The 24,722-nt window shown below is 66.3% G+C and carries 24 protein-coding genes; 8 read left to right on the top strand and 16 right to left on the bottom strand.

The features are described 5' to 3' along the window. Positions 1–630 precede the first annotated feature (630 nt). Positions 631–1,164: an RrF2 family transcriptional regulator gene (locus AWB81_RS24285; protein WP_062639096.1), complete on the bottom strand. Its 534-nt coding sequence runs from the start codon at positions 1,162–1,164 to the stop codon at positions 631–633. 174 nt (positions 1,165–1,338) lie between these two features. Between AWB81_RS24285 and AWB81_RS48335 the strand changes: the two genes are divergently transcribed. Continuing rightward, complete coding sequence (locus AWB81_RS48335; protein WP_087135170.1) at positions 1,339–1,461, top strand: hypothetical protein; 123 nt, start codon at positions 1,339–1,341, stop codon at positions 1,459–1,461. 39 nt (positions 1,462–1,500) lie between these two features. Next, positions 1,501–1,740, top strand: a complete 240-nt coding sequence (locus AWB81_RS24275; RefSeq protein ID WP_062639095.1) for a hypothetical protein — start codon at positions 1,501–1,503, stop codon at positions 1,738–1,740. An 88-nt stretch (positions 1,741–1,828) separates the two neighbouring features. On the opposite strand, the gene AWB81_RS24270 is transcribed toward AWB81_RS24275, so the two are convergent. The 5 genes from AWB81_RS24270 to AWB81_RS24255 all read right to left on the bottom strand — a co-directional run bounded on the left by AWB81_RS24270 (position 1,829) and on the right by AWB81_RS24255 (position 4,829). After that, positions 1,829–2,608, bottom strand: a complete 780-nt coding sequence (locus AWB81_RS24270) for an anti-sigma factor family protein (RefSeq protein WP_062639094.1) — start codon at positions 2,606–2,608, stop codon at positions 1,829–1,831. Beyond that, entirely contained in the window at positions 2,605–3,132 is a 528-nt protein-coding gene (locus AWB81_RS24265; RefSeq protein ID WP_062639093.1) for an RNA polymerase sigma factor, read from the bottom strand. The genes AWB81_RS24270 and AWB81_RS24265 overlap by 4 nt, the downstream gene beginning before the upstream one ends. A gap of 37 nt (positions 3,133–3,169) precedes the next feature. Beyond that, positions 3,170–3,325, bottom strand: a complete 156-nt coding sequence (locus tag AWB81_RS45820; protein WP_159938931.1) for a hypothetical protein — start codon at positions 3,323–3,325, stop codon at positions 3,170–3,172. A gap of 17 nt (positions 3,326–3,342) precedes the next feature. Further along, positions 3,343–3,717: a COG4315 family predicted lipoprotein gene (locus AWB81_RS24260; RefSeq protein ID WP_087135169.1), complete on the bottom strand. Its 375-nt coding sequence runs from the start codon at positions 3,715–3,717 to the stop codon at positions 3,343–3,345. 116 nt (positions 3,718–3,833) lie between these two features. Beyond that, the gene (locus AWB81_RS24255; protein WP_087135168.1) at positions 3,834–4,829 is read right to left on the bottom strand and encodes an AraC family transcriptional regulator; all 996 of its coding nucleotides are present in this window, start codon (positions 4,827–4,829) and stop codon (positions 3,834–3,836) included. A 252-nt stretch (positions 4,830–5,081) separates the two neighbouring features. On the opposite strand from AWB81_RS24255, the gene AWB81_RS24250 reads away from it, so the two are divergent. After that, the gene (locus tag AWB81_RS24250; protein ID WP_062639092.1) at positions 5,082–6,134 is read left to right on the top strand and encodes an aldo/keto reductase; all 1,053 of its coding nucleotides are present in this window, start codon (positions 5,082–5,084) and stop codon (positions 6,132–6,134) included. Here the strand turns inward: AWB81_RS24250 and AWB81_RS24245 are convergent. From AWB81_RS24245 to AWB81_RS24235, 3 genes are read right to left on the bottom strand one after another with little or no spacing between them, the layout of a single operon-like run. Beyond that, on the bottom strand, positions 6,131–6,646 hold the full coding sequence (locus tag AWB81_RS24245; RefSeq protein WP_062639091.1) for a GNAT family N-acetyltransferase: 516 nt from the start codon (positions 6,644–6,646) through the stop codon (positions 6,131–6,133). The genes AWB81_RS24250 and AWB81_RS24245 overlap by 4 nt on opposite strands. Beyond that, positions 6,643–7,104, bottom strand: a complete 462-nt coding sequence (locus AWB81_RS24240; protein ID WP_062639090.1) for a YaiI/YqxD family protein — start codon at positions 7,102–7,104, stop codon at positions 6,643–6,645. The genes AWB81_RS24245 and AWB81_RS24240 overlap by 4 nt, the downstream gene beginning before the upstream one ends. A gap of 52 nt (positions 7,105–7,156) precedes the next feature. Then, positions 7,157–8,023, bottom strand: coding sequence for a glucose 1-dehydrogenase (locus tag AWB81_RS24235; protein ID WP_062639089.1), 867 nt, complete (start codon positions 8,021–8,023; stop codon positions 7,157–7,159). Positions 8,024–8,154: 131 nt separating this feature from the next. Here AWB81_RS24235 and AWB81_RS24230 point away from each other — a divergent pair, with 131 nt between their 5' ends. Together AWB81_RS24230 and AWB81_RS24225 are read left to right on the top strand one after the other, a co-directional pair. Next, positions 8,155–8,991, top strand: a complete 837-nt coding sequence (locus AWB81_RS24230; protein WP_062639088.1) for an alpha/beta fold hydrolase — start codon at positions 8,155–8,157, stop codon at positions 8,989–8,991. A gap of 91 nt (positions 8,992–9,082) precedes the next feature. Beyond that, the gene (locus AWB81_RS24225; protein WP_062639087.1) at positions 9,083–10,264 is read left to right on the top strand and encodes a 4-hydroxybenzoate 3-monooxygenase; all 1,182 of its coding nucleotides are present in this window, start codon (positions 9,083–9,085) and stop codon (positions 10,262–10,264) included. A gap of 45 nt (positions 10,265–10,309) precedes the next feature. Here the strand turns inward: AWB81_RS24225 and AWB81_RS24220 are convergent, their stop codons facing one another. Continuing rightward, positions 10,310–12,520, bottom strand: a complete 2,211-nt coding sequence (locus AWB81_RS24220; RefSeq protein WP_062639086.1) for an amylo-alpha-1,6-glucosidase — start codon at positions 12,518–12,520, stop codon at positions 10,310–10,312. A gap of 189 nt (positions 12,521–12,709) precedes the next feature. Between AWB81_RS24220 and AWB81_RS24215 the strand changes: the two genes are divergently transcribed. Continuing rightward, the gene (locus AWB81_RS24215) at positions 12,710–13,504 is read left to right on the top strand and encodes a sulfite exporter TauE/SafE family protein (RefSeq protein WP_062639085.1); all 795 of its coding nucleotides are present in this window, start codon (positions 12,710–12,712) and stop codon (positions 13,502–13,504) included. A 301-nt stretch (positions 13,505–13,805) separates the two neighbouring features. Next, positions 13,806–15,488, top strand: a complete 1,683-nt coding sequence (locus AWB81_RS24210; RefSeq protein ID WP_062639084.1) for an acid phosphatase — start codon at positions 13,806–13,808, stop codon at positions 15,486–15,488. Positions 15,489–15,519: 31 nt separating this feature from the next. On the opposite strand, the gene AWB81_RS24205 is transcribed toward AWB81_RS24210, so the two are convergent. The 3 genes from AWB81_RS24205 to AWB81_RS24195 all read right to left on the bottom strand — a co-directional run bounded on the left by AWB81_RS24205 (position 15,520) and on the right by AWB81_RS24195 (position 18,357). Next, complete coding sequence (locus AWB81_RS24205) at positions 15,520–16,959, bottom strand: HdeD family acid-resistance protein (RefSeq protein ID WP_062639083.1); 1,440 nt, start codon at positions 16,957–16,959, stop codon at positions 15,520–15,522. A gap of 70 nt (positions 16,960–17,029) precedes the next feature. After that, a complete protein-coding gene (locus AWB81_RS24200; RefSeq protein WP_062639082.1) occupies positions 17,030–17,422 on the bottom strand; it encodes a RidA family protein in 393 nt (130 codons plus the stop codon). A 44-nt stretch (positions 17,423–17,466) separates the two neighbouring features. Continuing rightward, entirely contained in the window at positions 17,467–18,357 is an 891-nt protein-coding gene (locus tag AWB81_RS24195) for a LysR family transcriptional regulator (protein ID WP_062639081.1), read from the bottom strand. 101 nt (positions 18,358–18,458) lie between these two features. Here AWB81_RS24195 and AWB81_RS24190 point away from each other — a divergent pair, with 101 nt between their 5' ends. After that, positions 18,459–19,352 carry an NAD-dependent epimerase/dehydratase family protein gene (locus tag AWB81_RS24190; protein WP_062639080.1) on the top strand — a complete coding sequence of 298 codons (894 nt, stop codon included), beginning with the start codon at positions 18,459–18,461 and terminating at the stop codon, positions 19,350–19,352. A gap of 81 nt (positions 19,353–19,433) precedes the next feature. On the opposite strand, the gene AWB81_RS24185 is transcribed toward AWB81_RS24190, so the two are convergent. From AWB81_RS24185 to AWB81_RS24175, 3 genes are all read right to left on the bottom strand, one after another. Further along, complete coding sequence (locus tag AWB81_RS24185) at positions 19,434–20,537, bottom strand: malate/lactate/ureidoglycolate dehydrogenase (RefSeq protein WP_062639079.1); 1,104 nt, start codon at positions 20,535–20,537, stop codon at positions 19,434–19,436. A 154-nt stretch (positions 20,538–20,691) separates the two neighbouring features. Further along, positions 20,692–22,143, bottom strand: a complete 1,452-nt coding sequence (locus tag AWB81_RS24180; RefSeq protein ID WP_062639078.1) for a M20 family metallopeptidase — start codon at positions 22,141–22,143, stop codon at positions 20,692–20,694. A 93-nt stretch (positions 22,144–22,236) separates the two neighbouring features. After that, positions 22,237–24,708, bottom strand: a complete 2,472-nt coding sequence (locus AWB81_RS24175) for a penicillin acylase family protein (protein ID WP_062639077.1) — start codon at positions 24,706–24,708, stop codon at positions 22,237–22,239. Positions 24,709–24,722 lie beyond the last annotated feature (14 nt).

Raw genomic sequence — 24,722 nt, 5'->3', positions numbered from 1 at the left:
CGGTCTATTAGCTCTGCCCCTGTCCGGGGCGGGACTTACTTTCTTTGCTGCTGCAAAGAAAGTAAGCAAAGAAAGCAGCTTTTCTGGCAGCAGTCACAAACCGGCAACGCACTGGCAATACTGACTGGCCCATCGCCTAAGTGTCGCCCTCAAACATCCACCCGGCTTGGTGCGCGGCACGCACTGACACCTCTAAAACTTCAACAGAGCGGTATGCGCTACGTTCCGGTCCGTCCGCGCTTCGCTCGGACGAGGGGCACAACCGAAAACCGGGGGACTACGACCTCGACCTCGAACCTAAACCGCACGACGAAAGCACCTCTCGTCCAGCGAAGCGAAAACGGATGAATGACTGCTGTGCCAACTCGTTCACTGCGCGATGACACAGTGCGTGCCGCGCACCAAGCCCCTCGGTCTTTTGAGGGCGACACTTAGGCGCTGCGCCACTCGGTATTGCGAGTGCGTTGACGTGCGGTGACTGCTGCCTAAAAAAGCTGCTTTCTTTGCTTACTTTCTTTGCAGCAGCAAAGAAAGTAAGTCCCGCCCCGGACAGGGGCAGAGCTAATAGACCAAGACCAAAACAAGTTCCATAGAAGCGCAAGCAACAGTAAACGGGTGCCAACCACACCACTAGTCCTGTTCACTCCGCGCAACGCGCTTGTTGGAAGTCCGCTCATCGAGCCACCGGACCACCTGCGGACCATACCCCCGCGGGGCCTTCGCGACCACGCGCGCCGCCAGATCGGCGAGACAGTCGCCCGCCAGCGCCTCGCGCATGCGTTTCTCCGCGTTTCTCATCACCGCGTGAATCGCGCAGACGCCGCTCGTCGCCCAAGGCGGCGGGTCCTCGTCGAACACGGCGCAGCGCGCGCGAATCTCCCTGCATTCGAAGATCGGCTTGTCGCCGTCGATCGCATCGACGACATCGAGCACGCTGATCTGCGAGGGCGGCCGCGCGAGCGCGAAGCCGCCCTTCGCGCCCTCGGTGGCGATCACGAGTCCCGCCTTGTGAAGCTTGGTGAACAGCTTCGCGACGTAGTCGACGGGCACCCCCTGAAGGTCCGCAAGATCGCGCACGCTGGCATCGCGCACGCCGTGCGGCGGCTCCGTCAAATAGAGCATGCAATGCAACGCGTACTCCACGCCCGTGCTGATGTGCGACATGTCCACTCCGGTCGACTGGTTTCCTCACTCACGCCGAGGACTCTTGCTGGAACAACCCGAATATTTCAAACCACACGTTTGCTTACAAACGCACACCGCTTGTCATTTGCCGATTGGCTAAATTGGTTTCACGCAATCACACGCGGATTCAAACGGATCTACACGGAGAAACCAATGAAAAAAATAGCGATCCTCGCAGCGCTCGCCGCCTTGCTCGGCACATCGCTCGGTGGCTGCATCATCGTGCCGGATGGCGGTGGCTACGGCTATCACCATCATCACGACTGGTACCGCTAAGAAGACACACGCACCCACACACCTTCAGAGGGATACACCATGAACAAGACGAAGAAAGGCCTGTTGCTCGCATCGCTTGCCGCCGCGCTCGGCATGGGACTGATGAACGTCGCCTCGGCCGACGATCATCGCCCCGGCTACGTCCATACCGTCGCACAAGGCTGGCACGGCGACCGTTACTGGGACGGCCATCGGTACTGGTCGCGCCACGACTGGGAGCGCCGTCACCCGACGAGCTATCATCACGCGCCGCCGCCCCCGCCGCATCGTTACTACTGATGCATCGCGGAAAGCCTCTGATCGCTGACCGCGACCGGGGCATCGAAAAGCCGGGACATGTCCCGGCTTTTTGCATTCGCGCGCATCGCTACCAGCTCTTCGGATCACCGCCGAGTTCCTTGCAAGTGTCGTAGGCGATGGCCTGCAGCTTCTCTTCGCCGATCTGCCCGGAAAGCGCATAGCCCGCGCGGTTCGCCGCCCAGTAGTACGTCGTGCGCGGTCCGTCGCGCAGCATGCGGATCTTCGACTGGCTGCGCGAGACGGTGGTCGTGTAGAGCGTGATCCGCTCGCCGGCCGCGTTCTGATACATGAGCTGCGCCGCCGGCCCTTCCTCGCCGGGAAGCAACCGCCCGCCGACGAGCTGGAATCCATACTCGGCAAGCGACGGAATCGTGAGCGTGCGATTGAGCCGCTTCGACAGCCAGTTGACCAGATGATCCTGCTGCGCCGCCGCCACCTCTACCGCATGACGCTGCTCGGGCGCATAGACCGCGTATGCAATGTCGGCGCGTTGCGCAAACGGCGGCCGTTCGTCGTGAAGCGCGGGCAGGAGCATGTGTAACAAATAGCCGCAAGCGATACCGACGAACACCCAGCACGCCGCCATCAGGAACCGTTCGCGCCGCCGCGGACGCATCACGACGACCTGCGGCTCCGCGGCCTCGCTCGCGAAGAGCGCACGCAGCGCATTGTCCTGCGCGCGGTACGCCGAGACGGTCGCGGCACTCGCCGGATCGCGTGCGATGCGCTCCGCCACGGCGGCGCGTTGCTCGTCGTTCAGCTCGCTGTCGAGATACGCCGACAGCGGCTGGAGGTCCTGCCCATCCTCAGGTTGGTCAGGACGGTCGGGGCGGTCCGGAGTCGTCATGTGCGATTCACCACTTTCAGCGACGAAGCCGAAGACGCGCGGCGCTGCGGCTCTTCACCGAGCAGCACACGCATGTGTTCGCGCGCGCGCGAAAGCCGCGACATCACGGTTCCGGCCGGCACGTTCAACACCACGGAAGCCTCCTGATAACTCATTTCCTCGACGCACACGAGCAGCATCACCTCACGTTGCTCGACGGGCAGGCAATAGAGCGCGCGCTGCACGTCACGCAGCACGAGCCCGTCGACTTCGCCGACCGGCGCCGCCATTTGCCGCCACGGCGCGGTTTCGTCGTCCACCGCGATGTCGCGGCGGCCGCGCAACTGGTCGATATACAGATTGCGCATGATCGTGAACAGCCACGCGCGCAGATTGGTCCCCGCGCGAAAAGCCTTAGAGCGGCCGAGCGCGCGTTCGGTCGCGTCCTGGACCAGATCGTCGGCCCAGGCGCGGTCGCCCGTCAGTGCGCGCGCGTAACGGCGCAACTGCGGCAGGTGGGCGAGCAGATCGGTCTCGAAACTCAAGACGCACCGCCCGCCAGCTTGCAGACATGGCGCATCATCAGTACCCGCCGCCGCCCATTTTCGGCACGTTGCCGGGGCCGTTCGCGCCGCCGCTGCTCACGCCGCCGCTTACCGTGCCGCTCGCGCAGGCCGCCCCCAGCACCGTCAAGCCGAGCGCCGACAAAAGCGCGAGAATTCTGATCGATTGCAGCATGTCCGCCTCAGCTGAGATCAGGGCTTCGCAACGTGCCAAACGTCGCGGAAGTTGTCGCCGTTCTTTTCGCCTGGCTTCGTGTCCTTCGCAAACCGGTAAAGCCGCTTGCCGTCATAGGCCCACTGCTTGCCGCCTTCGGCCGACTCCGTGGTCCACTTGCCCGACGGCTTGTCGGAATCGGTGGCCATTGCGGCGGGCCACGCCTGCACGCAAGCGCCCGAGCACGCGCTCGGACCGCCCTTGGTGTCCTTGTCGAAGGTGTAGAGCGTCATGCCGTTCGCGTCGACGAACATGCCGTTGTCCGCCTTCGGCGGCGCCGCGAAAGCGTTCGCCGAAAAGATCAGAGCGCCAAGCAGGCCTCCCGTTGCAGCCATAGCGATTTGCTTCTTCATTTCATCTCCTCTCTGGTGAAGTAACCGTAGAACGATCGGCGGCGCCGAACTATTCCGCGGGTGACGAAAAAAAGCTGCGTTCCGGTCTGACCGAGTTTCCGGAGGCTCGCGAAACCTTAAGCCCCCGCCTCCTCGCGCCAGCGGCGCGTGTCCCTGAGCGGCGGCGCGCCGAACAGCCGGCTGTACTCGCGGCTGAACTGCGACGCGCTCTCATAGCCCACGCGATGCGCGGCGGTCGCGGCATCGGCGATATCGAGCAGCATCAGCCGCCGCGCTTCCTGCAACCGAAGCTGCTTCTGGTACTGCAGCGGACTCATCGCGGTGACCGCCTTGAAATGGTGATGCAGCGACGACACGCTCATATGCACGTCCCGCGCGATTGATTCGATGCGCAGCGGCTGGTCGAAGTTCTGGCGCAGCAGCAGGATCGCGCGGGCGATGCGCTGTGTCTGGCTGTCGGTGAGCGCGATCTGGCGCAGCCGCGCGCCCTGCCCGTTCATCAGCAGGCGATACAGGATTTCACGCTTCACGAGCGGCGCGAGGATCGGGATGTCCTCGGGCGTGTCGATCAGGCGCAACAGGCGCAGCACCGCGTCGAGCATCGTGGCGCCGAGCCGGTTGACGTAGAGCCCGCGAGCGGCGTCCGAATGCGAAGCCGGCGGCAGGCTCTCGTCGCGGATCAGCTCGGCGATCGCCTCGACGTCGAGGTCGAGCCGCAAACCGAGATACGGCTCGGTTTCGCTCGCGACCGTCACCTGCCCCATCACCGGCAAATCGACCGACGAAACGAGATAGTGCAGCGGATCGTAGACATATACGTCGTCGCCGACCATCAGCCGCTTCGATCCCTGCGCGATCAGCGCGAGCGCAGGCGTCTGGATGCCGTGCTTCGGGCCGCCGGGATTCATCACGCGATGCAGGAAGAAGCCGGGAACGGGCGTGTCGACGGTGCCTTCGGAGCCGACGGTGAAGCGGTCGAGCAGTGCGACGAGTTCGAGCCGCGCCCCGTCGAGGGACGGATCGGGCGCACGGTGCGGATCGTGGCCGTCATGGCCGTCGTGGCCGTTCAGGGGATGCTGCTGGTCGTGCGAAAGGGTCTCGTTCAGTGCCATGGTTTCGCGAAAGAAGGAGGTTTCAGGGACTGTAGGTAGCTTACTCGCGCGTGCGCGAGTTCGCTCACCGCGCCCCGCTGCCTTTGCAGGAACAGGCAATGATCCGACAGGATCAGGCTATGGCCGCCGCTTCCGCCGGGACGATACTGCACGGGCGGCGGTCCGGCCATGTCCGCACTCAGCGCGCGCAAAATCGCTGCGACGCGGCAATTCCGGCCGGACGGCATCCCGTCAGCCATAGAGGAGTAGTCCATGCGCTACAGAAAATTCGGCAATACCGGTCTCTTCGTTTCGGAACTGTGCCTCGGCACGATGACCTTCGGCGGCGGCGGAGGCGGCATCTGGGACAACATCGGCCAGCTCCAGCAGGCGGACGCCGACAAGCTGATCGGCGGCTCGCTCGATGCGGGCATCAATTTCATCGATACCGCCGACGTCTACGCGGACGGCCAGTCCGAGATCATCACCGGCCAGGCGCTGAAAAACCTCAAGGTGCCGCGCGAGAACGTGGTCGTCGCGACGAAGATCCACGGCGAAACCGGCACGAAAAGCGTGAATTCGCGCGGCGGCTCGCGCTTTCACATCATCGACGGCGTGAAGGCGAGCCTGAAACGCCTGCAACTCGATCACGTCGACCTGTACCAGATCCACGGCTTCGATCCGGCCACGCCGATCGAAGAGACGCTGCGCGCGCTCGACAATCTCGTGCAGCACGGCCACGTGCGCTATATCGGCGTGTCGAACTGGGCCGCCTGGCAGATCGCGAAGGCGCTCGGGATTTCGGAGCGGCTCGGGCTTGCGCGCTTCGAATCGCTGCAGGCTTATTACACGATCGCCGGGCGCGACCTGGAGCGGGAACTCGTGCCGCTCCTGAAAAGCGAGAACGTCGGCTTGCTGGTGTGGAGTCCGCTCGCGGGCGGCCTGCTCTCGGGCAAGTACACGCGCGAGGGCGGCAAGGAAGAAGGCAGCCGCCGCACCAAGTTCGACTTCCCGCCGGTGAACGTCGAGCGCGCTTACGACTGCATCGACGCGATGCGCAGCTTGGCCGAAGCGAAGGGCGTCTCGGTTGCGCAGATCGCGCTCGCGTGGCTCCTGCACCAGAAGGCCGTGACGAGCGTGATCATCGGGGCGAAGCGCGTCGAGCAACTCGATGACAACATCGCCGCGACCAACGTGCGCCTGAACGAAGACGAACTCGCCGCGCTCGACGAAGTGAGCCAGTTGCCGGCCGAGTATCCCGGCTGGATGCTGGCGCGGGTCGGCGAATACCGGATCAGGCAGTTGAAGGAAGCGGCCGACTACTAATCCGGTTTGCCGAACGGCAGCGTCATCAGCAGCGAGTCGTGATAGATGCCGTCGATCTTGAGCGCGCGCGGTTCGCGGGCGAACTGCTCGAAACCCGCCGCGCGATAGAGCCGGATGGCCGCTTCATTGTCCGGCGCAACGACCAGTTGGACTTCCTCGACGACGCCGCGTGCATGATCCAGCACCCGCTCGACAATCGCCGCAGCCATTCCGGTGCCGCGCGCGGCGGGGCGCACGTACATGCCCCACAGCGTGCCCTTGTGCCTGAGCTTGGCGCCCGCCGGCACAAGCAGCCCGGCGATGCCGGCGAGCGTGCCGTCGCCGAGCCAGCCGCCGAACACCGCGTGGTCCGCGATGCGCGCCTCGAACCACGCGAGGGGCTGGATCGTTTCGTCGTCCCAGGAGGCGCCGAAGCCGTCCGGATGCAGTCGCAATCCTTCGAGACGGATGTCGCGATAAGCGGCGACATCGGCGGGGGTCAGCCGGCGCAGCGTGAATGAGGAAGGATTCATTTCGGCCGGGATGCGCGGTACTTCGACAGAAAGCGGTCGAGTTGCGCGGCGAACTGCTTGCCGTCACGCGGACTGTACGGCGACGGTCCGCCCGTCTCGACGCCGGTGCTGCGCAGTTGATCCATCATCGAACGCATGGTCAGCCGTTCCTCGATGTTCTCCGCGCTGAACCATTCCCCGCGCGGGTCGAGCGCATGGGCGCCCTTCGCGAGCACACTCGCCGCGAGCGGAATGTCGGCGGTGATCACGAGATCGCCCGCCTCCGCCATCTCGACGATGCGCGCATCGGCCACGTCGAAGCCCGACGGCACCTGCACCGAGCGGATGAACGGCGACGGTGGCGTGCGCAGAAACTGGTTCGCGACGAGCGTCACCGACACCTCGACGCGCGGCCCCGCTCGAAACAGGATGTCCTTGACGACGGCGGGACACGCGTCGGCATCGACGAGGATTTGCATGGCGTCACCTGGGCATTCGGGCTGGTCATCATACCGGGTGGCGCTATGTTTTTCAGATGATCGGCTTGCCGCCCGTCACGGCGATGGTTGCGCCCGAGGTATAGCTCGACTCGTCGGAGGCCAGCATCACGTAGGCGGCGGCGAGTTCGGCCGGCTGGCCTGCGCGCTTCATCGGCACTTGCGAGCCGAAATTCTTGACCTTTTCGGGCGGCATCGTCGACGGAATCAGCGGCGTCCAGATCGGACCCGGCGCGACGCAGTTCGCGCGGATACCCTTTCCGGCGAGCAGTTGCGCGAGGCCGCCGGTGAAGTTCTGGATCGCACCCTTGGTCGTGGCGTAGGCGATGAGGCCGGGATTCGGGGCGTCGGCGTTGACCGAACTGGTGTTCACGATCGCGCTGCCCGGCTTCATGTGTGGCAGCGCGGCCTTGATGATGCGGAACATCGCGCCGATGTTGGTCGAGAACGTCTTGTCCCACTCGTCGTCGCTGATGTCTTCGAGGCCGTCGTAGGTCATCTGATAGGCCGCGTTGTTCACGATCACGTCGATGCCGCCGAACTTCTCCACCGTTTTCGCGACCAGATTGCGGCAGTGCGCGCGATCCGTGATGTCGCCGGGCAGAAGCAGCGCGCGGCGTCCCGCTTCCTCGACCCAGCGCGCGGTTTCCCGGGCGTCGTCGTCTTCGTTCAGATAGGCGATGGCGACGTCGGCGCCTTCGCGCGCATAGGCGATCGAGACCGCCCGGCCGATGCCGCTGTCCGCGCCCGTGACCAGCGCGACCTTCCCGGCGAGGCGTCCACTGCCCTTGTAGGTTTTTTCGCCGTGGTCCGGTTGCGGGTCCATCGGCGCGGTCAGGCCGGGCTGGCGGTCCTGTTGCTGATCGGGAAACGGCGGGGTCGGATAGGAACGCTCGGTCATGATGGTTCTCCTGGCATCGGTTGTCGGATAACGATTGGACCGTTTTCAGCAAACGCCGGGCCTGTCGCCCTCGCGCCGAACGCCTAGACTCGTTGATACGCAACCTGTTCGAATGCGCGCGGACCTCACGCATGACCGATTTCGTCACCCTCCCCGCGACCGTCTCGCGCGATTCCGTCACGGTCGAATACGAATGGCTCGCCAGCGAGGGCCGCGACGCGCCCGTCGTCGTGTTTCTGCACGAAGGGGGCGCGCCGGCCGCCTCTGGCGAAGCGCCCGATGACTGGCCGATGGCACTCGGCCGGGCGCTGACTCGCGCGCTCGGCATGCGGGGACTCGTCCATTCGCGGCCGGGAAGCGGCTGGCCCGCCACGTTGCGCGCCCACCCGCATCCCTGGCCGATCGACCTGCTGCGCCAGCAGGCATGCGACATCCTGCCCGGACTGCTCGACGCCCTCGATATCGATCCGGCGCACCGCCGCCGCATGTGGATCGTGGGCGCGCGCGACGGCGCCACGATCGCGCTGCTCTATGCGATCGCGTATCCGGAAGCGCTGGCGGGTGTGGCGCTGATCGCACCGCAGGTTTTCGCGGAACCCGCGCGCACGGAGGACTTGTTGGGCGCGCGCGCCACCTTCGAAACGACGAACCTGCACAAGCGCCTCGGGCGCTTTCACGGCGACGCCGTTGCGACGCATGACGCACCGCCCGCGCAGACGCCACCGGAGCCATCGCTCGTCAACTGGAACCTCGAAGGCGAACTGGATGCCATCCGCTGCCCCGTGCTCGCACTGCCCGCGAACGCCGACGAGGACGAGTGCTTCGCCCGCCATCTCGATGCGCTTCGGCTGCACGCAACCCGCGCACGTCCGCTGGAGATCCCGCCGGCGCCGCCCGCGGACAGAGACGCGCTGATTGACACGATCGTGCGCTTTATCGAACGCTGCACCCCTCTATCTCAAAATTAGATAGGCGCTATCCGCCGTATCGCGTTGCGCGATACGGGCAGGCGGCATGACACTGTCTTCAACAAAATCACACGCATTCATGGAGACAATCATGCGTACTCAAGTCGGCATCATCGGTGCGGGCCCTGCTGGCCTTCTTCTCTCCCATCTCCTGCATCTGCGCGGCATCGACTCGGTCGTGCTCGAAGCGCGCAGCCAGCACGACATCGAATCGACGATCCGCGCCGGTGTGCTCGAACAGGGCACGATGGACCTGCTGAACGAAGCCGGCCTGGGCGCACGGATGCAGGCGGAAGGCGCGCTGCACCACGGCTTCGAACTGGCGTTCGAAGGGCAGCGCCGCCGCATCGCGCTCACCGAACTGACCGGCCATTCGATCACCGTCTACGCGCAGCACGAAGTCATCAAGGATCTGGTCGCCGCGCGCGTCGCTGCGGACGGCGCGCTGAAGTTCAACGTCTCGAACGTCTCGGTGCACGACTTCGACGGCGCCGCCGACGCGAAACCGCGCATCAAGTATCGCCACGAAGACCGCGACGAAGAACTGGAATGCGACTTCATCATCGGCTGCGACGGCTCGCAAGGCGTCGCGCGCGGCTCGATTCCGCCGGCGCTGCGCCACGATTACCAGAAGATCTATCCGTTCGGCTGGTTCGGCATCCTGGTGGAAGCGCCGCCCTCGTCGGATGAACTCATCTACGCGCGGCACGATCGCGGTTTCGCGCTCATCAGCACACGCTCGCCTGGCGTCCAGCGCATGTATTTCCAGTGCGATCCGAAGGACACGGCTGAAGCGTGGTCGGACGATCGCATCTGGGCGGAACTCCACGCGCGCGTCGATACCGCCGACGGCTGGCAGATCACCGAAGGGAAGATCTTCCAGAAGAACATCGTCGGCATGCGCAGCTTCGTTTCCACGCCGATGCAGTGTGGCAAGCTCTTCCTCGCGGGAGACGCCGCGCACATCGTGCCGCCGACGGGCGCCAAGGGGCTGAACCTGGCCGTATCGGACGTGAAGGTTCTGACGGCAGCGCTCGTCACGTTCTATGAGGAAGGCCGCAGCGACAAGCTCGCGGGCTACACCGAGACCGCGCTCAAGCGCGTGTGGCGCGCGGAGCACTTCTCGTGGTGGATGACGCGCATGCTGCACAAGCTCGACGACACTTCGCCGTTCGAGCAGCGTCTGCAAGTAGCGGAACTCGAGCACGTGACCACTTCGCGCGCCGCCGCGACCGCCCTTGCGGAAAATTACGTAGGTAGTGTCGCGGTTTAACCGCGACTGTGGCTGCGGACGGTGCTGGTCCGCAGCCACCAAACGCTACAGCAGCGCGATAACCCGCACATCCCCCTCCACTGACGGCACGACCTGCCCGCCCACGCGCCGGAACGTGATCGAGACGGTCCGTTCGCCGACCCGCAAATCGCCGATCTCCAGCCAGTCGATGCCATCCGGCAGTTGCGGCCGGTCGATCCGTACCTCGTCGCGCGAGGCGTCGATCGTCATGCCGAGACAGGCTTCCAGAATCATGAACGGCGCTCCCGCCGCCCACGCCTGCGGCAGGCACGCGACCGGGTAGGCGATCGGCTTCTCCCCGCGCTGGCGCGTGAAGCCGCAGAAAAGCTCGGGCAGACGCATGTCGAAGGTCACCGCCGCTTCGAACAGCGCCTGCAACAGCCGCACGGCGCCGCCGCGGTCGCCGTAGCGCGCAAGGCCCCGCGCGCACATCGCGGTGTCGTGCGGCCAGACCGAGCCGTTGTGGTACGACATCGGATTGAAGCGCGGCTGGGTTGCGGCCAGCGTGCGCACGCCCCAGCCTGTGTGAAAGAGCGTCGATTCCAGTTGCCGCGCCACCGCCTCGCCGCGCTCGCGCTCGACCAGGTCGAACGCGAGCAGATGCCCCGCATTCGACGCCAAAACGCGGCACAACTCGCCGTGACCGTCGAGCGCGATGCCGTAGAACTGCGACTCGGGCATCCAGTACATCGCCTCGACGCGATCGCGGATGTTCTGCGCGCGCGCCTCGTATTCGATCGCGTCGTCCTTGGCGCCGCGCTGGCGGGCGAGCCGTGCCATCGTGGCGAAGGCCGTAGCCGCGTAGCCCTGCACTTCGACGAGCGCGATCGGACCGTCGGGGAAACGGCCGTCCGCGTGAAACACGGAATCCTGGCTGTCCTTCCAGCCCTGGTTTGCGAGACCGTGTTCGGACGCGCGCTGATAATCGAGCAGGCCGAACGCGTTCTTGTCGCAGTGGCGCGCGATCCATTGCGTGGCCAGTTGCAGCGACGGCCACAGTTCGTCGATCAGCGCGCGGTCACCGGTCCGCTCAGCGTAGGCGCCAGCGAGCACGACGAAGAGCGGCGTACTGTCGACGCCGCCGTAGTACATCGCGAACGGCACCTCGCCGGTGGCGGCCATTTCGCTCTTGCGCGTCTCGTGCATGATCTTGCCGACTTCAGCATCGCGAAACGCCGAGTCCTCGCGCGCCTGATGCGCCGCGAGAAAGCGCAGCACGCCGCGCGCAAGCGACGGTTGCAGCCACAACATCTGCAGCGACGTGATGATCGCGTCGCGCCCGAACGCCGTGGAGAACCATGGAATGCCCGCGTAGGGATAGGGGCCAGTCTCCAGGTCGGTGGTCAGGAGGCCCAGGTCGGATAACGAGCGGTCGATCCATTCGCTGAAAAGCGGGTTGCTCGACCTGACCCGCGCCGTCGCGCGACGCCGTTCGCGCATGCGCTGGTGCGCCTCGACGAGCGCCTCGCGGATCGCCGACCGGCCCGATTCGGGCGCGCATTCCGGAGCTTCGGCGGCGTTCAGCTTGCTCTGCTCGCTCGCGTCGCTGAGCGCGAGGGTCACGGCCGTTACCGACAGATAGATGGAAATTGCCGTTTCCGACTGGATGTCGAGCGTGTAGTCGGCGCGGCTGGGCGTCAGCGCGTCCGGCTCGGGCGTGAACTGGATGCGCGCAGTGCGCTCGACTTCATCGAGGCCCGTGTAGCGCAGGACCACCTCTCCGTTCTCGACGACCGGCGGGCGCACCGTGCCGCGCTTCTTGCGCTTGGCGCCGCGCACTTCGAACATGTCGAGGAAGTCGGCGGCGAATGAAATCGACAGCGGAACGGTGGCCGGTTCTGTCCCGTAGTTGGTGAGCACGATGCTTTCATGCAGCACGTGACGCGACAGCACCCGTTTGCGTTCGACGTGGATCACGCCCTCCGGCGTGCGCGCGCCGCCGATGGGCGGCAGCGGATTGTTGGTCAGATGCGCGGTGAAGACGGCGTTGTCGCTCGACACGCTGCCCGACAGCAGTGACGGCGCGCGGCCGCCGAAGGTCAGCACCAGCTCCGAGAGCACGCGCGTATCGTTGACGAAAAGGCCGTCGTCGGTGCCGCGAATGTCGCCATTGGCATCGTTGACGGCGAACGTGTTGCCCGACTTCAGCACGAACTGCCGCTCGCTCGCGATATTCGCGTGCTCCGTCGGGATGAACGCGTCGTCGGGATGCGGCGTGGTTTGCTTTGTTTCCATTTGCACCTTCCTGCATGATCGTGGACGAGCGCGGAACCGCGCGTCGGGGCGCCCTATTCTGCGCCTCGCGCGCGCCCGCCGGCTCACATTGGCTTGCGCAAAAGATGCCGTCGGGGAGCGGGCGCGCCGCCGACCGGCTATCATCGACGGTTTTTCGACCGGCTCACGCCTAACGGGTTCTCCGCGCGAATGTCATTTCCGCATATCGACTTACTTTATTCAGCGTCCGGACTGGCCGTCGGGTTTCTCGTCGGCCTGACGGGCGTGGGCGGCGGATCGCTGATGACGCCGCTGCTCGTCCTCCTGTTCGGCATCCACCCGGCAACCGCCGTCGGCACCGACCTGCTCTACGCGGCCGCGACCAAGACGGCCGGCACGCTTGTGCACGGCATCAAGGGCTCGGTCGACTGGCGCATCACCGGCCGGCTCGCCGCAGGCAGCGTGCCGGCCGCCGCGATCACGCTCGTGCTGCTGCACAACTACGGCGTGCACTCACCCGGTGCGGCGCGCGTGATCCAGCTGATTCTCGGCACGGCGCTCCTCATCACCGCCGTTTCGCTCGTGTTCCGGCCGCAACTCGCGCGCCTCGCCTACCGCAAGGAAACGGGCCGCCCGGAACATCCGCGGCGCACGGCCGCGTGGACCATGCTCACCGGCGCCATTCTCGGCGTGCTCGTTTCGATCACTTCGGTCGGCGCGGGCGCGATCGGCGTGACGGTGCTCTTACTGCTCTACCCGCGCCTCGCGACGGCACGCATCGTCGGCTCGGACATCGCGCACGCCGTTCCGCTCACGCTGATCGCCGGCACCGGCCACTGGATGCTCGGTTCGGTCGACTGGGCCCTGCTCGCTTCGCTCCTCGTCGGCTCGCTGCCCGGCATCGCGCTTGGCAGCATGCTGTCTTCGAAGGCGCCGGAAGCGTTGCTGCGCAATGTGCTCGCCGCCACGCTCGTGCTGGTCGGCGTGAAGCTCGTGCTCAGTTGATCAGTCGAATTCAGTCGCTTGGTTGATAGTAGTCGCGTGCGATGACGGTTTCCAGTCGGCCAAAAGGCATAGGCGAATCGCACATTCGTTTCGAATTTTTGACTTTTTCGCTCTTTTGCTCTCTTTTGTGCATCGGCCTAGGCAAGATGCGATTCACCTGACATTTCGCGGGCGGCGCGCCGGGGTAAGCACCGGGTTCTGATCGGTTGGCGCGTCGGGCCGGATTGACCATAATGCTTGGCGCGCGCCGCCGCGTGTCCACGCAACTATCTTGCACGGGACCAGAGTAAAGGAGCCAGCGATGAGCCAGAACGACGATCCGCGTGACGACCTCCCCCCTGAAAGCGACGCACCCGCGGACCCCGCGCGGCGGCGCCTGCTTGCCGCCGGCGTCGGTCTCGCAGGACTGTCGCTCGGCGGCTGCAATCTGTTCGAACCGAAGCCGGCCGCGCCCAAGACCGCCGCCGATCTCGCGCTCGACCGCACGCTGCAGGCCAAGGTGCGCCGCATCGTCGTGATCTACGCGGAAAATCGCAGCTTCACAAACCTGTACGGCGACTTCCCGGGCGTTCAGTATCCGCTCTCGTCCGTGCCGTCCGCGCGCTACGTCCAGTTGGACCGCGACGGCCGCACGCCGCTTCCCACGCTGCCGGCCATCTGGGGCGGCCTCGTGCCCGAAGCGCAGGAGGTGAACGGCAAGCGCTATGCGATTTCCGAGAAGCAGATCGCCGGGCTCGCGAACTCGCCTTTCCGTCTCGTGGACGCGCAAGGCGAGCCGCTTCCGAACGGCGTCATCACGCGCGATCTCGTGCACCGCTTCTATCAGAACCAGATGCAGATCAACGCGGGCCGCAACAACCAGTTCGCCGCGTGGGGCGATTCGGGCGGCCTCGTGATGGGGCACTACCGCAATTCGGCCGATACGCTGCGCCTCTGGGGGCTCGCGAGCCAGTACACGCTCTGCGACAACTTCTTCATGTCGGCGTTCGGCGGCTCGTGGCTCAATCACATCTTCCTGATTTCGGCGCAGGCGCCGTTCTATCCGAACGTGGAGAGCGGACCGGCGGCCAAGCTCGTATCGGTCGTGGAAAGCGACGATCTCACTGGCACGCGCCTGAAGCTCGCGCCCGATTCGCCGAAATCGGCCCTCGAAGGGCCGCCCAAATTCGTGCGCGATGGCGCGCTGACCGCGGACGGTTACGCCGTCAATACGATGGCGCCGCCGTTTCAGCCGAGCAACGTGCGCCCCGCCGAACATGGCGATCCGATGGTCGCCGATCCGGCGAATCCGCGCGTGCTCCCGCCACAGGATTACGCGACCATCGGCGACCGGCTTTCGGCCAAGGGCATCGACTGGGCCTGGTACAGCGGCGCATGGCAGTACGCGCTCGATCACACGGACACCGGCTCGGTGCCCGATTTCCAGTATCACCACCAGCCGTTCAACTACTTCCGCAACTTCGCGCCGGGCACGCAGGCGCGCGCGCAGCACCTGCGAGATGCCGGTATCGGCAACGATCCGTCAACCAACAAGCTGTTGGCCGACATCGACGCCGGTCGTCTGCCCGCCGTCACGTTCTACAAGCCGCAGGGCAACCTGAACATGCACGCCGGATATGCGGACGTCGAATCCGGCGACCGGCATATCGCGAACGTGGTCGAACATATCCAGCGCGGGCCGCAGTGGGAAAATACGGTGGTCATCGTTACGGTCGACGAGAACGGGGGCTGGTGGGACCATGTCTCGCCGCCGAAGGGCGATCGCTGGGGACCGGGTTCGCGCATTCCCGCGCTCGTGATCTCGCCGTACGCGAAGAAGGGTTTCGTCGACCATACGGTCTACGACACGAACTCGATCCTGCGTTTCATCTCGCGCGTGCACGATCTCGCACCGCTCGACGGCGTCGCGGCACGCGACCGGGCGTTCGCCGCGAATGGCGAAGCGCCGCTCGGCGACATGACATCGGCGCTGGATCTGGCGTAGGCGCGGGCGTCGGGGCGAACGCAGGCAAGCGCTAAGAGGAAGCCCGCCCCGCCCGCGCATCCGCCGCATCGACGGCTTCCTGACGCCAGCCGCGCCGCGTGCGCATCATCCGGCGCAGCGCGAGCCGCGCCATCTTGAGCCAGCCGAACGGACGCGGATCGGCGAGCATGCTGAGCGCCCGCGCGTAGTCGAGCGTAAGGCCGGGCGTCCAGGCCATCGTTGCGGCGCGCTTGCGCAGTTGCGCCGCGACCCACAGTTCCGGCGTCACGATGAGTCGCCAGAACGCGCGCCAGCCCGTGTCGCGGCCATGAAAGTTGCCGACCGAGCCTTCGAGCGCGGCTTCCAGCGCATTGGACACGGTGCTCGAACAATTGCGGTACGTGAGGTTGTAGGTCAGGTCCTGTCGGTACGCGTCCCAGAATTCATGCAGGCGCGCCGGGCTGTAATTGCGGATGCGGACCTTCGTCGTCGATTCGCACCAGGCCTTCGATTCCGTCGCGTAGTCCGGCTGAAACACGCCCGGCACGTCGTTTTCGCGGGTCGCTCGAAGGATGCGGCCGAATTCGTCAGGAGAGCGGTCGATCTCGACGCCCGGATACAGGCTGATGTAAATGCCCTCGGGCGACTCCAGCGCGGCGTGCCCGGTCGAGATCACGCCGTTGGCATCGACCGCTGCGATATAGCGATCGACGATCAGCGCACGCTGCGCCTGCGTCCGCGCCGATCCGACCGGCGTCCAGACGTGAACCGTCAGCGCTTTTTCATCGGGTGCGGGCGGGCCGTCCCAGTCGAATGGCGTATCGGCGTCGGCGGCGGTGGCAGTCGCCGCGCGCGCCGCGGCGGATTTCGAGGCGATCGTGTGATCGGCGATCACGTCGTCCGAGAGACGCAGCGTGCGCTTGCGCTCCTCCGGGAGGCGCCGCAGCGAACGCACGCGCAGCGCGATCCACAGCAGGTTCCAGCCGCCGAAAGCGAGTCCGAGACCAAGGCAGTAAGGCGCCGTGCCGACGTAATGTGTCGGATAAGGCTGGAAGAAAAATATCGCCAGCAGGATTTCGATGACCGCCAGCGCCAGCACCACGCGCCAGCGCGGATAGCGCACGACGTATGCGGACGCGGCTTGCAGCAGCCCATCGGCGAGAAAGAGCGTGCCGAAAATCATCGAGAGCACGAAATTGCCGTGGTGATGTCCCGCGAGGATCAACGCCGCCGCGAGCACCACCGCGGCGCCCTTCACGTAGCGCAGCACGCGTTGCCCGCCCGCGCCCGTCCAGGCGACAGCGAGCGTCGCGAGCCCTTCCGCGAGCAGCAGATAGGCGAGGAGCTGCATCGGGAAGTAGATGGCGTTGTCGAGCGCGTCGAGAAAAAGCCCCACGCCGGTCACGAGCCAGACGAGCCCGACGACGAAGAGAGTGCGCCAGCGCTTGCGCAGATATTCGACGCCGAGGAGAAGCATGATGAGCTGAACCATGACGCAACCCGTAGTGACTGGACACCGGAATGATAAAAGCGACGTTCGGCCGCGCCAAACTGAACGAAAACTAGTCGCGCTCCACCCACGCCCGCGCGGCGATCTCCAGCAGGTAGCCGTAGTGCAGCGCGCCGACCGGCACGACCGCCCGCGCCGGCTTCCAGTCGCCGAAATGGCGCGCGTAGATCTCGTTGAACTCCTTCCAGTGCTCCACGCCGACGAGATAAACCGTCACTTCGATGCAGTCCTTCAACTCCGCGTCCGCCGCCGCGAGCACCGCGCGCAGGTTGGACAAGGTCTGCTCGGCCTGCACGGCGAACGGCTCCGAGCCGGTGTGCGTGCCGTCCGGTCGCATCGGCAGCTGGCCGGACACGCAGACGAGATTGCCCGTGCGGGTCGCGTGGCTGTAGTGGCCGGCGGGAACCGGCAGGTCGGGGGCGTTGATGGCTTCGATCATCGTCATGGTGCAGTTAATGAGGTCGGAAGGAAAGCATACGCAGCCGCGTCTCACGCCGCCAGCTTCGCCGCCAGAAAATCGAGAAACGCGCGCGAGCGCGCCGCCATCGATGCGCTCTGGTAATACACCGCGTTGATCGGCAGGCGCACGTCCGCGAGGGCGTCGTCGAGCAGCGGGCGCAGGCGGCCAGCGGCTACGTCGGCGGCCGTCATGAACTCCGACAGGCACGCGATCCCGCCATCGAAGAGCGCCAGTTGCCGGATCGTTTCGCCGCTCGATGCCGCCACGGTCGGCGAAATGGTCACGAACGTGCCGCCGCGGCCGTCGCGCAAGGGCCAGTCGTTCAGGCTTTCCGGCGCCGTGAAACCGATCAGCCGCTGGCGCAGCAGCTCGTCGACGTCGCGCGGCTCGCCGTGTTCGGCCAGATAGCCGGGGCTCGCGAGCACGCGCCAGCGCGTGCTGCCGAGCGAGCGCGCGTGCAGTGTCGAATCCTGCAGCGCGCCGAGCCGGATCGCAATGTCCACGCGCTGTTCCATCAGATCGACGATGCGCTCGTTGCTCGTCAGCTCCAGCCCGATTTCGGGATACAGCGCGGCGAACGCCTTCACGTGCGGCACGATGCAATGAAGCATGAACGGCGACGCGGCATCCACGCGCAATCGCCCCGCCGGCCGCTCGCGATGCCGCGCGATCGCCTCCTCGGCGTCGTCCATCGCAGCGAGGATCGAGCGGGCGCGCGCGAGGAACAGTTCGCCCTCGTCGGTCAGTTGCAGGCGGCGGGTCGTGCGGCGCACGAGCGAGGCGTCGAGTTTCTTCTCCAGCCGCGTGAGCGCCCGGCTCACGCCGGAGACGGTCTGCTGCAAGGCCTCCGCCGCCGCCGTGATCGACCCGCAGTCGATCACGCTCACGAAAACCTGCAATTCGTCGGTGTTCGTCTTCATTGTTGACTCGAAATCAAGATTGATTTGAGACTAGCACGGTTTTTGAGAAAGTCGAATGGGCCGATACTGCTACCCGTCGACTCATTCACCGGAGCAGCACCATGAAAATTTTTGTGACGGGCGCAGGCGGTTTCATCGGCGGCTCGATCGCGGCGGGACTCGCGCGCGACGGCCATCAGGTTCGCGGGCTCGTGCGCCGCGCGGAGCAGTCGGACGAACTGAAGCGCCTCGGCATCGAGCCGGTGCTCGGCAGTCTCGACGACCGCGCGCTGCTGATCGCCGAAGCACGCGCGGCCGACGCCGTCGTTAATGCCGCCAGCAGCGACCATCGCGGCGCGGTCGAGGCGCTGATCGAAGGGCTCGAAGGCTCGAACAAGCCGCTGCTGCACACGAGCGGTTCGAGCATCGTCGGCGATGCGTCGGGCGGCGAGTCTTCCGATGCAATCTATGGCGAGGACAACCTGCCCGAGCCGACCGCCGACAAGGCGCCGCGCGTGGCCATCGACCAGCTCGTGCTCGACGCAGCGAAGCGCGGCGTGCGCTCCGCCGTACTCTGCAACACGATGATCTACGGGCACGGCGCGATTCCCTCTGCGGCGAGCGTGCAGTTGCCGCGCCTCCTGCGGCAGGCGCAGAAGAGCGGCGTCGTGCGCCACGTGGGGCCGGGCCGCAACATCTGGTCGAACGTGCACATCGACGATGTGGTCGACGTCTATCGCCGCGCGCTCGACAAGACGCCGGCCGGCACGTTCTATTTCATCGAGAGCGGCGAGGCGTCGTTTCGCGAGATGACGACCGCGATGGCCGAGGCGCTCGGTCTGGGCGCGCCGCAGGACTGGCCGCTCGAAGACGCGAAGCAGGAATGGGGTTACGAGATGGCGTCGTATGGGCTCGGCTCGAACAGCCGGGTGCGCGGCCGACACGCGCGCGAACTGCTCGGATGGGCGCCGGAGCGCACATCAGTCGTCGAGTGGATCAAGAACGAGATGGTCTGAGGCCTCCGAAGGCTCGCTGACTAAAAAGCCGCGCCGGGCGAATCGCCCGGCGCGGCTTTTCTCATCGTGCAGCTCGCAGCCTCAGCGCAACTGGCTCGCGAACGCCTCGATCTCGTCGGCCGGCATGCCCGAGGTCCGGGCCGCGTCGCGAATCTGCTGCCACGTCGTCGGATCGATCGGCAGGCCGTTCGCGCCGCGTTCCGCGCGACGCGCCTCTTCCGGCTCGCCCGGCGCGTAAATGCGCTCGACGCCCTCCTGCAGCGGCGACGCCTTCACCCAGTCGACGAACGCTTCCGCTTCGGCCTGCGCAGCGGGCGCATCGAACGCGTTCGGGTCGAGGATCACCGAGGTCATGCAGTTGATGATCGCGTTCGATTTCTCCAGCGTGCTTTCGCGCGTCGTGTAGCCGCCCGAGAGCGCGCCGCCGAAGATCTCGCACATCGCGGCGAGTCCGAATCCCTTGTGCAGCCCGAACGGCAGCAGCGAGCCGAACGGCTCCTCGTGCATCACCTTCGGCTCGACGGTCGGCGTGCCGTCGTGTTCGATCAGATAGCCCGGCGCGACCTTCACGCCCTTGTTGTACGCGACGCGCGTCTTGCCATACGCGATTCCGCTCGTCGCGAAATCGAGCACGAGGGGCGTCTGGCCTTCGCGCGGAAACGCCGCGCAGAACGGATTCGTGCCGAAGCGCCGGTCGATGCCGCCGAACGGCGCGACGAGCGGATCGCCCGCGACGTTCACGAAGTGAAACGACACGAGACCGGCCTTCGCGCACTGCTCGGCCCAGTGCCCGATGCGGCCGATGTGGTGCGCGTTGCGCAAGCCGACCGCGCACACGCCTAGCTTCTTCGCCCGCTCGATGCCGTGCTCCATCGCCTCGTAGGCGACGACCTGGCCGAAGCCCTTGACGCCGTCGATCGACAGCACGGCGCCGGCGTCGCGCACGATGCGCGCGTGTTCGTTGAGTTTGAGCTGGCCATCCGCGAGCGACGCGACATAGCGCGGGATCATTCCGACGCCGTGCGAATCGTGGCCTGACAGGTTCGCCATAACCAGGTGATCGGCGACGAGTTCCGCCTCGCGCGGCGCGCTGCCGGCGCGCTCCCAGATCGCGCGGACGTAGGCGTGGAGGGCTTCAGCGGGAATGCGCAGTTCGGGCGCGGCGGGCGTCTTGGTATCGTTCATTGCTGCTTTCGTCTCCTGAAACAAGGTGTCGAGCGCGCGTTTTCGCGCATCCCACACTCTACAGACGATCAACTGGCCTTACCACTTTCAATCCGCGCGAGGGCGAAAAAAAAGCGCGCAATCGATGCGCGCTTTCTTGAAAAGACTCACGGAATCAATGTGACGCCGCGATTACCTCCGCAACCGCAGCCGTCAGCTTCTTGCCATACGGAACGTGCAGGAACTCGTTCGGCCCGTGCGCATTCGACTTCGGCCCGAGCACGCCGCACACCATGAACTGCGAGCGGGGAAAGCCTTCCTTCAGCGTGTTCATCAGCGGAATCGTGCCGCCCTGCCCGATATACGCGACATCCGCGCCAAAGTGCCGGCGCGACGCGTCGTTCAACGCCGAGCCGAGCCAGGGCGCGAGATCGGGCGCGCTCCAGCCGGTCGCCGCGCCCGCTTCCGGCTTGAACGTGACCTTCGCGTTGTAAGGCGGATCGAATTCGAGCAACGCCTTCAGGTCCGCGACTGCCTGCGTCGCCTCGACGAGCGGCGGCAGCCGCAGCGAGAGCTTGAACGCGGTGCGCGGCGCGAGCACGTTGCCGGCGTCGGCGAGCGGCGGGAGGCCCGACGCGCCCGTCACCGTGAGCGATGGACGCCACGTCGAATTAAGGAGCGCCTCCTGCGGGTCGGTCGTGGTCGGCAGCACCTGGCCGCCGTCCTGGCCACAGCTCCACGGCAGCTTCTTCCAGACGTCGTCGCCGAGAATGTGCGCTGTGGCTTCCGCCTCGCGCAGGCGCTGCATGGGGATCGGGCAATGGAAGCCCTTCGGCAGCAGGTTGCCCGTGCCAGCGTCTTCGAGCCGCTCGAAAAGCTGCCGCATGATCCGGAACGTCGAAGGCGCGATGCCGCCGTAGCCGCCCGAGTGAATGCCTTCGTCGAGCACCTGCACTTCGAGATCGCCGGAGACGAGGCCGCGCAGCGACGTGGTCAGCCAGAGCTGGTCGTAGTTGCCGGCGCCCGAATCGAGGCAGATCACGAGGCCGACGTCGCCGAGCCGGTCGCGCAACGCATCGATGTAAGGAAGCAGATCGTAGCTGCCCGATTCCTCGCACGTCTCGATGATGCCGACGCAGCGCGGCCGCTCGATGCCCTGCGCGTCGAGCGCGGCGATCGCCGTGATGCTCGCGTAGGTGGCGTAGCCGTCGTCGGCGCCGCCGCGGCCGTAGAGCTTGTCGTCTTCGAGCTTGGGCGTCCAGGGGCCGAGGTCGCGGCGCCAGCCTTCGAATTCCGGCTGCTTGTCGAGATGGCCGTAAAGCACGACCGTTTCCGTGCTGTTCGAGCGGGTCGCAGGCGCCTCGAAGAAGATCACCGGCGTGCGGCCGGCAAGACGCACGATCTCGACTTTCAGTCCCGTCACGCGCTGCTGTTCGACCCACTGCACGGCGTCCGTCACGACCCGCTCGATAAAGCCGTGGCGCGCCCAGTCGGCATCGAACATCGGGCTTTTGGCGGGAATCGCGATGTAGTCGGTCAGCGCGGGGACGATCTCGTCGTTCCATTTGCGCTCGACAAAAGCGGTCAGTGCGGTGCGGTCGAGTTGCGTGATGTCATCGAGATTCATGACGGTGCTTCCAATTCGGATAAACCTCAATGATAGACGCGTTCGGTGCGCTTTCGGCGCGACTTTCCCCGCGTCGTGCCCGTCTTCGAGCGATTACTGCGGCACGCGCCTCGGTCCGACCGCGCGCAGAACGGGCTCGGGACGGCGCTCGCCCGTGAGCGTCGTTCGCTCGATCGCGGGATCGGCGTCGATGGCCTGATCCGTGAACGGGAAGCGCTGCCACGTCTTGGACGAGAAGAGCCGGGTTCCGTCGCCGGAATGCGGCGAAGCAGGATCGTCGGATTCGGAGTGCGCGAGCATCGTGTCGGCCTCGACGCCCTGCTGCCCGAACGACACCACCTGCAAATAACTGTCGCCGTGGCCGTTGAAGTCCATCGGATAGCCGCGCGCATCGAGCGGACGGCGCGCGCAGACGATCGTGAAATAGCCCGCATCGTCGCAACCGCCATAGAGCGGCACGCGCGCGCCGTTGCGCGTCGAGTAGAGGATGTCGCCGCGTCGCGAATTCAGCGCGAAGCCGTTCAGCTTGAGCGCGAGCACCGCGCCGCCGAGCGCCTGCTTCAGGTCCTGCACGACCGAAGGATTCGACGTGTTGAAACCGCCGGGCGTCGCGAGCGGCGCGGCGGGGTCGAAACCGTTCGCGTAGAGGCGCTCAGGCGCGATGCGCGTCACTCGGACCCAGAATTCGTCCCACAGGTTGGCGCCGCGCGCGTCGATGTTCGCGGTGCCGTCCCAGGCGCGCAGCACGTCGCAGGCTTCGCGCAGGTTGTTGGCCGGATCGCCGAAGTTGCAGGCGGCGTCGAGCAGCGGCTTGCGAAAGAGGCGCTGGGACAGCGAGCCGCTTTCCAGCACCGCCGACTTCAGCGCGTCGCGCGTGACGCCGCCCTCTTCACGCTGAAGCTGCGCGGCGAGCAGATGCCCGTAGCGCGTGCGCAGCGACTGCTGCGCACCGGTCGCGCCCGCGATGCGCGGATAGCCGCTCATCGGCGCGTTCGCGTTGGTGAGCCAGTAGCTGTCGTTGAAATTGCCGACGTAGTCGCCGCGCGCGCTGCTCGGCATCTGCTCGACGGGCAGCGAGTCCGCCTGCACCGCCGACGCGTCCGCGCGCCACATGCACGCGCTCTTCGAGCCGTCGAGGAACGGCACGCCCGGCACGCGGCCGTTGAACGCGCGGCCGGCGGGCGTCGTGCAGGCGTCGGCGAGCGCGTCGGGCACGTTCGGCATCGGGCCGATGTCGGCGAACCAGACGCGTGCGTCGCCACGTCCGATCGCGAAGGTGTTCACCCACGGCGTCGCGGCGAAGCGCTTTTGGATCGCGACGAAATCGTTCAACGAGCGCGCCTGGTTCCAGGCGAAGAAGTTGAGGAACGCGCGGTCGTTGTCGGTGTTGACGTCGCGCAGCGCGTAGGCGCGCTGCGCGGTCCAGCCGAGTCCCGGCGCGAGCGACGACAGGTCGACCGCCGGCCCGAAGCGCGTGCGGTAGAGCGTTCGCGTGACGGTTTCGGACGAGCCGTCCGGGCGGCGCGACTGCACGGTGATCGGCACCGCTGTCATCGCTTCGGTGCGGCCGTCGTAGACGTAGCGCGTCGGATCGGCCGGGTCGAGCGTCAGCTGAAAGATGCCGAAGCGGCGCACGCTGGAGACGGTATGCGTCCACGCGACGTTGTCGTTGAAGCCGAGCACGATCACCGGCACGCCGAGGAACGACACGCCCGCGACGTTCACCACGCCCGGAATCGTCAGATGCGCCTGATAGAAGCGGTCCGGCCCGCGCCAGAACCAGTGCGGGTTGCCGAAGAGGAGGCTCTGGTCGTCGTGGGTGATGGGCGCGCCGAATGCGAGCGCGTTGCTGCCGATGCCGGGTGTCGTGCCGATGTCGAAGCGCGACGGGTCGTCGTCGAGGGCGGCGTCCTGCGTGGCTTCGCCCTCCCCCGGCGCGGCCGCCGACGACGCGCGTGGCGGCCGGGCATTCGCGATCTGCTGGACGAAGCGTGTCGCGCCGCCACCGAGATTCACCGCGATCAGGCGCTGATAGACGTCGGCGGAAGTGATCCGCTCGACCCACGGCATGCCCTTGCAGGCGGCGTGCGCGTTGGGGAAACGGCCGGCGTCGAGGTCGCCCAGATAGCGGTTGTAGCCCGCCGCGAATCCTTCGATCAGGGTTTGCAGCGTCGCCGGCTGCGCCGAGCGGTAACGCTCGACAGCCGCGGCATCGTCGACGAGGCGGAAGAAGAAGTCCGCGTCAAGGTTGCGCGGCTGCCCGAAAGTCGCACCGGAGGGCGGGCGCGCGTCGGGACCGAACCAGGCGGAGCGCTCGCCGCGATAAGTGACGAAGGCGTCGGCGAGCGTGCACAGGTTGTCCTGCGCCTGCGCGTAGCCGTAGCCATAACCCAGGCTGCCCCAGTCGGCGGCCTTGATGTGCGGGATGCCCGCCTGCGTGCGGCGGATTTCGGCGCTGTAGGGCGTCTCGGGCGCACCGGACAGATTCGGCTGGGGCTGGACACAGCCGGCCAGCGCGATGCCCGCGAGCACCGCGGCGGCGGCAAGCCTGGCGGTCTTGTTCATCGAAAGAACCTTTA

The sequence above is a fragment of the Caballeronia arationis genome (assembly GCF_001544975.2).
In the GTDB taxonomy this organism is placed as follows: Bacteria; Pseudomonadota; Gammaproteobacteria; order Burkholderiales; family Burkholderiaceae; genus Caballeronia; species Caballeronia arationis.
This window is presented reverse-complemented; position numbering and strand designations above follow the sequence as displayed.